Annotated in this window: 8 protein-coding genes and 1 rRNA gene; all 9 read left to right on the top strand. The window is 30.6% G+C overall.

Going from position 1 to position 12,550, the window contains the following annotated elements; all coding sequences use genetic code 11:
* Window positions 1–157 precede the first annotated feature (157 nt).
* Window positions 158–2,443, top strand: a complete 2,286-nt coding sequence (locus tag J3477_RS17215) for a glycoside hydrolase family 65 protein (RefSeq protein WP_206871179.1) — start codon at window positions 158–160, stop codon at window positions 2,441–2,443.
* A 351-nt stretch (window positions 2,444–2,794) separates the two neighbouring features.
* Window positions 2,795–4,198, top strand: coding sequence for a M24 family metallopeptidase (locus J3477_RS17210; protein WP_206871178.1), 1,404 nt, complete (start codon window positions 2,795–2,797; stop codon window positions 4,196–4,198).
* A 390-nt stretch (window positions 4,199–4,588) separates the two neighbouring features.
* The gene (gene xylB, locus J3477_RS17205; RefSeq protein WP_206871177.1) at window positions 4,589–6,091 is read left to right on the top strand and encodes a xylulokinase; all 1,503 of its coding nucleotides are present in this window, start codon (window positions 4,589–4,591) and stop codon (window positions 6,089–6,091) included.
* A 318-nt stretch (window positions 6,092–6,409) separates the two neighbouring features.
* Window positions 6,410–7,558: an ROK family transcriptional regulator gene (locus J3477_RS17200; protein WP_206871176.1), complete on the top strand. Its 1,149-nt coding sequence runs from the start codon at window positions 6,410–6,412 to the stop codon at window positions 7,556–7,558.
* 205 nt (window positions 7,559–7,763) lie between these two features.
* On the top strand, window positions 7,764–8,411 hold the full coding sequence (gene fsa, locus J3477_RS17195; RefSeq protein ID WP_206871175.1) for a fructose-6-phosphate aldolase: 648 nt from the start codon (window positions 7,764–7,766) through the stop codon (window positions 8,409–8,411).
* A 259-nt stretch (window positions 8,412–8,670) separates the two neighbouring features.
* Window positions 8,671–9,294 (top strand): DUF4867 family protein, encoded by a 624-nt coding sequence (locus tag J3477_RS17190; protein ID WP_206871174.1) that lies wholly within the window; start codon window positions 8,671–8,673, stop codon window positions 9,292–9,294.
* 188 nt (window positions 9,295–9,482) lie between these two features.
* Window positions 9,483–10,955 (top strand): L-fucose/L-arabinose isomerase family protein, encoded by a 1,473-nt coding sequence (locus J3477_RS17185; protein ID WP_206871173.1) that lies wholly within the window; start codon window positions 9,483–9,485, stop codon window positions 10,953–10,955.
* A gap of 553 nt (window positions 10,956–11,508) precedes the next feature.
* A complete protein-coding gene (locus tag J3477_RS17180; RefSeq protein WP_206871172.1) occupies window positions 11,509–11,880 on the top strand; it encodes a hypothetical protein in 372 nt (123 codons plus the stop codon).
* A 491-nt stretch (window positions 11,881–12,371) separates the two neighbouring features.
* Window positions 12,372–12,550: ribosomal RNA gene (locus J3477_RS17175) — 16S ribosomal RNA — on the top strand; the annotation flags it as partial.

Genomic DNA, 12,550 nt, shown 5'->3' with positions numbered 1-12,550 from the left:
GAAATCAATTTTCAAGACTCCTGTGGGTTTTGAGAGGAGAATTTGAAGATATAAGTTTAATTATGAAGTGGTTCATCTAGATAAATATTTAAAACAAATTTGATGCATAGGTGTACATTTTTAATAAAATAACTAAAACAGAAAGAGAGTATTAAACATGGAAAATGAATGGATTATAAGTGATAATTGTTTAGAAGAAAAGAACCTTTTGAAGAATGAAAGTCTTTTTAATGTATCAAATGGTTATTTAGGTGTTAGAGGTAACTTTGAAGAAAAGTACCCAGAAAATTATAAAACCATAAGAGGAACTTATATAAATGCATTTTATGAAGATGCACCTATTCAATATGGTGAGAAAGCATATGCTTTTCCAGAGACAATGCAGAAAATTGTAAATGTCATTGATTCTCAGGATATTGATATAATAATAAATGGTGAAAAATTTTCTGTCTTTCAAGGAACTATTAAAGCTTTTAATAGGTATGTAGATATAAAAAAAGGATGTTACATAAGGGAAATACAATGGGTTTCACCACTTGGAAAAGAACTTAAGCTTAAAATTACAAGAATGGCATCTTTGAAGTATCTAGAACTGTTTATTATTAATTATGAGATTGAAAAAGTTAATTTTGATGAAGATATTATTATTGAGTCATCAATTAATGCAGATGTGTCAAACTTTACCGATGAAAATGATCCTAGAGTAGGCAATGATCATGCAAAGATATTATCTGTAAAGTCAATTACAGCAGAAAAAGAAGTTATGCAAATAGTATCTGAAACAGAAAACTCAAAAAACATAGTTGCAGTTACCACAAGACATCATTGCGATGCTTACAATGAAGTGATCGTTAAGAATACAGAAAAAAGCGCTGAAAACATAATTAGAATTACTAAAGGAAGCAAAATAATAAATTTCACAAAATATAATGTATATACTGATTCAAGGCGCCATGAAAATGTAGAAAATTGTGGTTTTGAAATAGCCGAAAAACTAAGTACAATTTCTTTTGAAAGCCTACGTGAAACACAAGAAGAGTATCTAAATAAATTCTGGAGTTTAGCAGATATAGATATCGTAGGTGATGAGAATCTTCACCAAGGACTTAAATATAATTTGTATCAGTTGCTGCAAGCCGTAGGGAAGGATGAAAAAAGTAATATTACAGCTAAAGGCTTAAGTGGAGAAGGGTATGAAGGCCATTATTTCTGGGATACTGAAATATATATTCTTCCGTTTTTTACCTTATGCTACCCTGAATTAGCAAAGGGGTTATTAAGATATCGCTATAATATTTTGGATGGTGCCAGAGAAAGAGCCCTTGAAATGGGCCATAAAAAAGGAGCTGCATATCCTTGGAGGACCATAATAGGCAAGGAGTGCTCTTCATACTTTCCAGCTGGAACAGCTCAGTATCATATTAACGGAGATATAGCCTATTCATATATACAATACTACTTAGCAACAGGAGATTTTGATTTTATAAAAGAATTTGGCGCAGAAGTGATTTTTGAGACAGCAAGGATTTGGCTTGAAATTGGTCATTTTGATAAAGGCTTATTTAAGATAGACGCAGTTACTGGACCTGATGAGTATACAGCAATAGTAAATAACAATTACTATACAAATGTTATGGCAAAATATAATTTAAAATGGGCTGTGAAATTTTACAATGAATTAAAATGCAAAGCTGAGAATATACTTGAAAGTCTAAGTAACAAGATTGGAATAACAGAAGAGGAAGTTAAAAACTTTGAAAATGCTTATACAAATATGTATTTACCCTATAATGAAGAGTTAAAGATAAATGCTCAAGACGATACCTTTTTAAATAAGGCGGTATGGGATTTTGAAAACACACCAAAAGAAAACTACCCATTGCTTCTAAATTATCACCCTCTTACAATCTATAGATATCAAGTTTTAAAGCAGGCAGATACTGTATTGGCTCATTTTCTAGTAGAAGATGAAGCTGACTTTAGCACTATTAAAAACTCATATGATTATTATGAGAAAATTACAACTCATGATTCATCCTTATCATGTGCAGCCTACAGTATTATGGCTTCTAAAGTAGGATATCCAAGCTTAGCATATAAATATTTTATTGAAACTGCAAGACTGGATCTAGACGATACTCATGGAAATACAAAAGATGGTATACACACAGCCAATATGGGCGGAACATGGATGTCTATAGTGTATGGGTTTGCAGGATTAAGAATAAAAGAAGATTATGTTTCATTAACTCCAAAGTTACCTGAGATTTGGAATGAACTAAGTTTCGGATTTTCGTATAAAGGTAACCATATTAAGGTTTATATGAAAAAAGATAAAACAGAAATAATAAGCGAAGGTAATTCCTTAATAAATCTAAAATTGAACAATATATTATATGAAATTAATGGAGATGAAAAAATTATCCTTGAAATAAAAAGGTAAGAATCACTGTTTTATAAACTAATTCAAAGGCAATTAAATTGAATTTTAAATTAAAGAACCAGTTAATAGGGTTGTTAAACCTATACTGGTTCTTTGTTTTTAAAATAATACAAGAAATTAGAATTTTAAGCATAAGCTATGTTTAAAAACTATTAAGTATAAAATAGTTGTTGAGCTAGGAAATCTATAAGTTTGTTAAACTAAAAAAGTTTTAAATCTAATTTTCTTAAAATGACAGCTTATATTATTAGGAATAATCACTTTTGATTGATATAATAATTAGCATAGAAATAAAAGATTGTATATTTATTTGATTTTTTATAGTTATTTAAAGATTTTTAGGAGGAAAGTATGAGAGAGTATAAATATTCAAATGTTAATTTAACTGAAATAGATGTGCCAAAATGCGATAACGATGGGATTCCTGTAATACTATCTGATAGCACTATGGAGGAAAGAAAAAATAAAGTACTTTCTATTATGAAAAAGCAAGGCTTAGATTGTGTTATTGTATACAATGATCTTGAGCATGGGGCAAACTTTGAGTACTTAACTGGATTCCTTACTAGATTTGAAGAAGGACTTCTAGTTTTACATAGTGATGGTAAAGCATACTTAATTCTTGGAAATGAAAACACTAAGATGGTTAACTACTCAAGGATACCAGCAGAATTAATTCATTCACCGTATTTTTCACTTCCTAATCAACCAATGGAAAATGAAATGAGTATGAAACAAGTGTTTGAAAAAGCAGGCATTAAGGTAGGGCTACATATTGGGTTAGTTGGATGGAAAAACTTTATAAGCGATCTTTATGATAACAGAAGTTTTTTTGACCTGCCTTACTTTATAGTAGATGCGGTTAAGGATATTGCAGGAGAACAACATATATGCAATGCAACACATATGTTCATAAATGCTGATTATGGAGTAAGAGCTACTAACAATGCCAATGAAATAGCTCATTATGAGTTTGGTTCTTCCTTAGCTTCAGACTGTGTACTTAATTCTATGAATGCATTAGAAGTGGGAAAAACAGAGATGGAGATAGGAAATTATTTGAAGGTATACGGACAGCCAACTAATGTAGTTGCTATAAGTTCAACTGGGAATCGGTTTGAGAATGCTAATTTATATCCTTTAAACAAAAAGATAGAGTTAGGAGACAAGATCTCTCTGACAACTGGATATAAAGGTGGATTATCTAGTAGAGCAGGATATGCAGTAAGTAGTAAATCTCAACTTTCTGAAGCAGTTAAGGACTATGTAGATGTAATTGCAGCACCATATTTTACAGCTATTGTAGCTTGGCTTGAAAGTATACATATCGGCATGAGTGGAAGTGATATGTATGAAATTATTGAAAGGGTTTTGCCGAAAGAAAAATATCACTGGTCACTGAATCCAGGCCATTTAACTGCAGATGAAGAGTGGATGTCATCACCGATTTACCCTAAATCTAAAGAAACCTTGAAAAGCGGTATGCTTTTACAAATTGATATTATACCATCTATGCCAGGCTATGGCGGTGTTGGGGCAGAAAACGGTATTGCTTTAGCAGACAAAAGTTTAAGAGATGCAATTAAGAGAGATTACCCAGAGTTATGGTTACGTATTGAAGAAAGAAGAAAGTATATCAAAACGGTTTTAGGTATACATTTAAGTGAAGAAGTATTACCTCTATCAAGTACAGTAGCATATCTTAGACCATACTTATTAAATAAGAAAAGTGCTTTTATATATATAGAAGAGTAATAAAAATAATTATATATGAATTGCTAATTACATTTAATTGTGATTAGCAATTTTTTTACTTTATATGAACTATGAAATTTTCAATTTATCTAATTTATATTGCAATTTATCTAAATGCTGAAGGAGTTCATAGCTAAATAAAATTTTATGGAAAAGTTTACAAAAAATATTGACTAAGAGAAAAAGAGGAAGTACAATTAACTTATTAAATGACATTTAAAAAGTCATTTTAAATGTAAATTAAAAAGATTACGGTTGATAAAAATATGAAAGTAAAAAGATATAACTCGAAATTAGCAATGATTTTAGAAAGTACACTACTAAAGGTGTATCTATTCAATGAATCGGTATCAAGTAATGAATGATTATTAAGAGATGGGGGAGTAAAATATGAGATATCTATTAGGCTTGGATATTGGAACATCAGGAACTAAGACAGCTTTATTTGATGAAGAAGGGAACACAATAAAAACTGCGACCTATGAATATGATTTATTTCAACCACAAGTAGGATGGGCAGAACAAAATCCTGAAGACTGGTGGGAAGCATGCGTTAAAGGCATAAGAGATGTAATTGAAAAAAGTGGTGTACAAGCTAGTGAGATAAAGGGTATTGGCTTAAGTGGACAAATGCACGGACTTGTTTTAGTTGATAAGGATAATAAAGTTATAAGAAATTCTATAATATGGTGTGATCAAAGAACAGAAAAAGAATGTGATTACATGACTGATGTTATAGGAAAAGAAAGATTAATCAGGATAACAGGAAATCCAGCTTTAACTGGCTTTACACTTTCCAAGTTATTATGGGTAAGGAACAATGAACCTGATAATTATGAAAAAATATATAAGATTCTTCTTCCTAAAGATTATATAAGATTTAAACTAACAAATGTATTTGCTACAGAAGTTTCAGATGCAAGCGGTATGCAGATGCTAGATATTAATACAAGAAATTGGAGTGAAGAACTACTTAAGGACTTTAATATAGATAAGGCTATATTAGCAGACGTATATGAGTCAGTAGTTGTGAGCGGACATGTTACTGAAGAGGCAGCAAAATTAACTAATTTAGCTCAAGGAACACCTGTTGTTGGAGGAGCTGGAGACCAAGCTGCTGGAGCAATAGGAAATGGAATAGTAAATGAGGGAACAATCTCAACAACAATAGGAACATCAGGAGTTGTATTTGCATCAACTGATTCTCCTAGATTTGATAAAGAAGGAAGAGTTCATACTTTATGTCATGCAGTACCTAATAAGTGGCATATAATGGGGGTTACTCAAGGTGCTGGATTGTCCTTAAACTGGTTTAAGAGAACTTTCTGTGCAAAGGAAGTCGAAGACAGCGAAAAATTAGGCGTTAATATATACGATTTATTAACTGAAAAGGCATCAAAATCAAAACCAGGAGCTAATGGAATAGTTTATCTTCCATATCTTATGGGAGAAAGAACACCTCATATAGATCCTAATGTAAAAGGTGCATTTTTAGGAGTATCACTTATAAATAATCATGATGATTTTGTTAGAAGTATCATAGAAGGCGTAAGTTTCAGTCTTAAAAACTGCCTGGATTTAATAGAAGACATGGAAGTAAAAATAGATGAGATTAGAGTAAGTGGTGGTGGAGCAGAAAGCAGTGTATGGAGACAAATATTAGCTAATATTTTCCAACATTCATTAAATACAGTAAAAGCATCAGAAGGTGGAGCTTTAGGTGTAGCGATATTAGCAGGAGTTGGAGTTGGAATATACGATTCAGTTGAGGATGCATGTAATAAAATTGTAAAAAGTAATTCTAAAGTAGAGCCTAATGTAGATTTAAAAGAAGTATATTCAAAGGTATATGAAGCATATAATTCAGCTTATCCTAGAATAAAGGACTTTTAAAGATAGGTTACTTTAATTAAGTAGTACGTCAAGGAATAATATGTGTGATAAGAACTGAAGGCATCTTCAAATAATATAAATAAGTTTAAGTTTAGTTTTTAACACTAATACTAAAATAGCATGTTTTAGAACATCTAAAGCACTTGATTTCTGATGAATTTTAGGCAAAAATGAAGTAGTAGTAGATGTGGAGTATTTATAGTAATAGAATAGTAGAATTTATAATCCACAAGTTGCAACAATTTAACAACGTAGAACAGTGTTATTTTTCTTAAACTACCATTGTTTATATGTTATTTGAGAGGAGTATTTTCAGATTTGATGGAAGTGAACCACAGTAAAATTAAAGAGACAAATAGAAAAAAGATAATTGGACTATTATTAGAAAGAAATGAAATTACAAAACTTGATATTTCAAGGATATTAGATATAAGTATAACAACAGTTTCTACAAACATAACGGAATTAAAAAGTGAAGGTATAGTAGAAGATGTACGATCTTTAGAGTCAACTGGTGGAAGAAAAGCAATTGCAATCAAGCTAAATGAAAATTGTAGATATTCAATTGGAGTTGCACTAACACCAAACCACATTAAGATATCCTTAGTTAATTTAAAAAGAGAGATCATCGATAATATAAGAATCAGACATAAAAACAGTGGAATGGAAGAACTTATTACTATAATAAAAGAAAACTTAGAGCTTATTATGAAAAAGTATGAGCTGGATGATAAAAAGCTATTAGGAATAGTATTTTCACTCCCTGGAACTGTAGACTTTGAGAAGGGAATAATTAAATATGCGTACCTTCTAAAAGCAAAAGATTTCAACTTAAAGGAAAGATTTCTATATTTAAATGTTCCTATTTATGTAGATAATGAAGCAAATCTATCAGCATATTATGAATTTTTGAGTAGAAAGGATATGCTGAAAAATCTACTTTATGTTTCAATAACGGATGGGTTGGGTCTCGGTATAGTAATTGATGGGAAAATATACAGAGGTGACAACAATTCATCTGGAGAGCTTGGTCATATTAAAATAGCTATTAACGGTAAAAAATGCAAGTGTGGTGCAAAGGGATGTCTTGAAGCTTATACTTCAATGAATTCTTTAATTGATAATTATAATGAAATAGCTGAAACATCAATTTCTGACATATATGAGTTTGAAGAAAAATATATCCAAGGTAATGAACTTGCAATAAAAGTTTTAGAGGAATACTTGGGTATTCTAGGAATTGGTGTATCAAATTTAATTATGATATTAGATCCTAGTTGTATAGTAGTAGGCGGGGATATAAACAGTTTACTGAAAGATAAAATGGTTTTACTAAGAGAAAGCGCATATAAAGACAATTCTTTTACAAATGAAAATAATTGTAATATTAAATTAGCTGATTTTAAAGAATCTTACCTTTTGGGGGCAGCGATGATGCCAATAGAGGAATTTTTGCAAATTAAATAATTTAAAAATCAAAATACAAACGGGTTTCTGTATGGAAATTAGGTTTATATAAATAATGAATTTAGTCTATATTTTAAGGCTAGGACAATATGTATAAATTATATTTCATTAGAAGCCCAATATTTTGAAAACTTATTAAATGAATTTTAAAAAGTCATTAAAGAAGTTTATCGTAGTACAAGGATATAACAAGGAGAGATAAAATATGAAATTTTTTTTAGACACGGCAAATGTAGAACATATTAAGCAAGCAAATAAAATGGGAGTAATTTGTGGAGTTACAACAAATCCATCACTTATAGCAAAGGAAGGAAGAGACTTTAATGAGGTTATAAAAGAAATAACGGAGATAGTTGATGGAGCAATAAGCGGAGAGGTAGTTAGTGAAGATGCAGAAGGCATGATAAAAGAAGGAAGAAAAATAGCTGCAATTCATAAGAATATGATAGTAAAGATTCCAATGACTGAAGAAGGTTTAGCAGCAACTAAGGTTTTAGCAAGTGAAGGCATAAAGACAAATGTTACTTTAATTTTCTCAGTAACGCAGGCTTTACTTGCAGCAAATGCAGGAGCAACTTATGTAAGTCCATTTCTAGGAAGAATAGATGATATATCAATGGATGGAATGGATCTTGTTAGAGATATAGCAGAAATATTTGAGATTCATGGTATAGAAACAATGATAATTGCTGCAAGCGTTAGAAATCCAATTCATGTTATACAAGCTGCAAAGTCAGGCGCACATATAGCAACTGTTCCTCATAGTTTAATGCTTCAGATGGTTAAACACCCATTAACAGACCAAGGGTTAGAAAAATTTAAATCAGATTGGGCAGCAGCTTTTGGAAAGTAGAAGAATATGATGAACGAAAAATTAGACAAGTAATCAATCAATGCAATAAGAGTACATTCTGTAGCTTCTATATAAAAGTCTAAATTAAGACATCCATGGCTTTAAGATAATTTACTTTAAATATGTGGTCCCTCGTTGAAATTGAGGTGTGACTCAATTTACCCGTTTACAAAATATTAATTGTAGAAGTACCTCAGTTTCAACATTAATATAAAATACTAAAAATTTAAATAAATATATAAATGAAAGGAATATATATATGATTATTAAAAGTGTAAATGATAAAGCGTTTAGAAAATATGGACAAATATTAAAGAATTATGACTGTAAAGAGATACTTGATAAAATGGAAAATACTCCACTTCCACAAGATGTAATTTATGAGCCTTCTGTTAAAGAATTTGAGGAACTAGCAATAGCAAAAGAACTAAGATTAAGAGAATTTGGAGAATTACCAATACAAATAGGCTTCTGCAACGGTAATAACTATATGTTAAATGCTGTAGAATACCACCGCACATCAGAAATAAATATAGCAGTAACAGATCTTATACTTTTAATAGGAAGTCAGCAGGATATTGAAGACGATTACTCATATGATACATCTAAAATAGAAGCGTTTTTAGTTCCAGCAGGAACTGCAATTGAAGTATATGGAACTACACTTCATTACGCACCATGTAACGCTAAGAAAGATGGATTCAGATGTGTTGTAGTATTGCCAAAAGATACTAATCTACATTTAGAACACAAGGTAGAAAAAGTTAATGAAGATGCGCTACTATTTGCAAGAAATAAGTGGCTTATTGGACACAAAGACACTGATTTAGGTGAACAAGGAGCGTTTATAGGTCTTGTTGGAGAAAATATTTCAATAAAGTAAGTGAAATATTTTCTTGGTGAATATAAAAAATGAAAAAAATAAAGTTTTTTAAATTTATGTATTCTAGTCAAAATCCAGTAATGTTACAAAGCAAACAAATGTCATCAGTTATAGATTCAAAATAATTATTAATATAGATAGTAAGAAAAATTCAATATGATAAATTAATTAAAATGGAGGATTTAAAAATGAATAATACACCAAAAGTAAAATTAGGAATTGTTGCAGTAAGTAGAGATTGCTTCCCAATGGAACTTTCAGCTAATAGAAGAAAGGCAGTAGTAGAAGTATTCAATGGGGAGATTTTTGAATGTCAAACAACTGTAGAAAATGAAAAAGATATGAGAAAAGCATTAGCAGAAGTTAAAGAAGCAGGTGTAAATGCGTTAGTTGTTTTTCTTGGAAACTTTGGGCCAGAAACTTCAGAAACTTTACTTGCAAAAGAATTTGGAGGTCCAGTTATGTTTGCTGCTGCCTCAGAAGAAAGTGGAGACAACCTAGTAGGTGGACGTGGAGATGCATATTGTGGAATGTTAAACGCAAGCTACAACTTAGCACTTCGCAATATAAAAGCATATATACCTGAATATCCAGTTGGGACTGCGGCAGAAGTTGCAGAAATGATTTCTGAATTCGTTCCAGTAGCTAATACATTAATGGGTTTAAATAATTTAAAGATAATATCATTTGGTCCAAGACCTCAAGACTTCTTAGCTTGTAACGCACCTATTAAACAGCTATATAATCTAGGTGTTGAAATAGAAGAAAATTCAGAACTTGATTTATATGCTGCCTTCAATGCTCATGCAAATGATTCAAGAATACCAGAAGTTATATCTAGTATGGAAAAAGAACTTGGAGAAGGAAATAAGATGCCAGGTATTCTTCCAAAGCTTGCTCAATATGAAATTACACTCTTAGACTGGATGGAAGAACATAAAGGCTCAAGGGAATATGTAGTATTTGCAAATAAATGCTGGCCTTCTTTTCAAACTCAATTTGGTTTTGTGCCATGCTATGTAAACAGTCGTTTAACTGCTATGGGTATTCCTGTATCTTGTGAAGTTGATATTTATGGAGCTTTAAGCGAATATATTGGAACTTGCATAAGCCAAGATGTTGTAACTTTACTTGATATAAACAATACTGTGCCTGTTGATATGTATGAATCAGAAATAAAAGGAAAGTTTGATTACACATTAAAGGATACTTTTATGGCATTTCACTGTGGAAATACAGCTGCCTGTAAATTAACTTGTGGAACTATGAAGAATCAAATGATAATGGCTAGAGCCCTAGAGCCAAATCAAGAACCAAACATAACAAGAGGAACTTTAGAAGGAGATATAATTCCTGGAGATATTACATTCTTCCGTCTACAAAGCAATGCAGATGCAGAACTAACAGCTTATGTAGCAGAAGGTGAAGTGTTACCAGTTGCAACTCGTTCTTTTGGTGCTATAGGTGTATTCGCAATTCCTGAAATGGGAAGATTCTATAGACATGTATTAATAGAAGGAAGATATCCACATCATGGAGCAGTTGCTTTTGGACATTTTGGAAAAGCAATATACAACTTATTTAGATACTTAGGGGTTAAAGAGGTAGGATTTAACCAACCTAAGTCAATGCTTTATAAGACAGAAAATCCTTATAAATAGAGAACTGTAAGTTATTAATATAATACTGCACAGCATAACATGCAGTACTTAGCTTAAAAGTGAGTGGTAGATAGACAATTTACCACTCACTTATTTTACCTGTTAGTTTATTAAGGTACATTAAAAAAGTCAGATGTGAAAAAAGATATTTGTGATAAGGTGATGATTTTGTAGTTAAAAAAGACATCATTAGATATTTTTTTAAATATATAAATATATAAATATATAAATATATAAATATATAAATATATAGGAAAGATGCGAGTTTAAGACTTGTATTCAAGTATTGATGATCTAAAAAAGAACTGATTATGAAGTAAGAAAAAAATTATGATAAGGTAAACATTTTATAGATAAATGAAGCGTATACTTGTATAGATGTATTATAAAATGATTGCAAAAATTTATAAAATTATATATTTTATATTATAAGTTGAGCTAGAAACACTAAAATACTTATAAACACATGTGTAAAAAATTAATTCTTTGAAGAGTATGAACTAATTATCTTTTATAAGAATAGATTGATAATAGGTAAGGGGTGATCGATTTTATGAGTAAAAAAAATATAAAATTTCATTGTGAAAAATGTGGTAAAGTAATTGATACTGATGTAAGTGAGTTTTATATTTATAAAGATATCTCAGATGCTCCTAAAAAGATTCACGATATAATAAATATAATAATAAATGAAGAACATCACTTAAGTAAAAATTTTTGTTCTATTAGATGCTACAATTTATTTTTTTGGGAGAATGTAATATTACGTAGTTCTTTATATAATGCAATTGAAAGTGAAGCAATGGGATGTCTTCTGACAACAACTTCAGATAATATTCCCTCTGCTACCTTGAAAGAAGTAAGCTTAGAAGATTTAGAGAAATACGTTGAACAAAAAATTAGATATATAGAAGATAATTTATAAAAGCCTAGTCTAGGCTTTTTATTTTTTTAGAAATTTATAATTCAATTGAAGCTGTGGTTACATTGATTAAATTTAGAAAGTTATTTTATTTATTAGTTATGTTACAGTATAACAGTTCCTGGTGTATCAATTTATGGAATATGTTGAAATATAGAGGAATATTAAACAATGTACAAGTAATCTTCTTTAACAGTGATTTATACGATATATACAATTAAAACATATGTTATTATAAATCTTGTCGCTGCAATGCAGAGGGACAAAGACACAAATATTAAGAGTTTGTTTTAAGAAAATAAATTTTTAAAATGAGTGTTGACAAAAAAATCTTACGGTGGTAAGATGAATAAGCTGTCAGAATGACGGCAATAAAAACTTGGTCTTTGAAAATTAAACAGAGAAGATAAACAAAGTCTAAAACTAGACTTAAACTAAACCAGCAATTCTTTTGAAAAAAAGACTTACTAAGTAAGTAAGCTATGATTAAACTTTAAATTGAGAGTTTGATCCTGGCTCAGGACGAACGCTGGCGGCGTGCCTAACACATGCAAGTCGAGCGGAGAAAGTTCTTCGGAACTTTCTCAGCGGCGGACGGGTGAGTAACACGTGGGTAACCTGCCTTATAGAGGGGGATAGCCTTCCGAAAGGAAGATTAATACCGCATAACATT

The sequence above is a fragment of the Clostridium zeae genome, assembly GCF_017312485.1.
GTDB lineage: Bacteria > Bacillota > Clostridia > Clostridiales > Clostridiaceae > Clostridium_AR > Clostridium_AR zeae.
The sequence above is the reverse complement of the archived record's forward strand: the minus strand, read 5'-3'. Positions and strand labels throughout refer to the sequence as shown.

Excerpts from the sequence above, each read along its gene's own strand:
- J3477_RS17215 (WP_206871179.1), top strand. The coding sequence starts at position 158 with ATGGAAAATGAATGGATTATAAGTGATAATTGTTTAGAAGAAAAGAAC.
- J3477_RS17210 (WP_206871178.1), top strand. The coding sequence starts at position 2,795 with ATGAGAGAGTATAAATATTCAAATGTTAATTTAACTGAAATAGATGTG.
- xylB (WP_206871177.1), top strand. The coding sequence starts at position 4,589 with ATGAGATATCTATTAGGCTTGGATATTGGAACATCAGGAACTAAGACA.
- fsa (WP_206871175.1), top strand. The coding sequence starts at position 7,764 with ATGAAATTTTTTTTAGACACGGCAAATGTAGAACATATTAAGCAAGCA.
- J3477_RS17190 (WP_206871174.1), top strand. The coding sequence starts at position 8,671 with ATGATTATTAAAAGTGTAAATGATAAAGCGTTTAGAAAATATGGACAA.
- J3477_RS17185 (WP_206871173.1), top strand. The coding sequence starts at position 9,483 with ATGAATAATACACCAAAAGTAAAATTAGGAATTGTTGCAGTAAGTAGA.
- J3477_RS17180 (WP_206871172.1), top strand. The coding sequence starts at position 11,509 with ATGAGTAAAAAAAATATAAAATTTCATTGTGAAAAATGTGGTAAAGTA.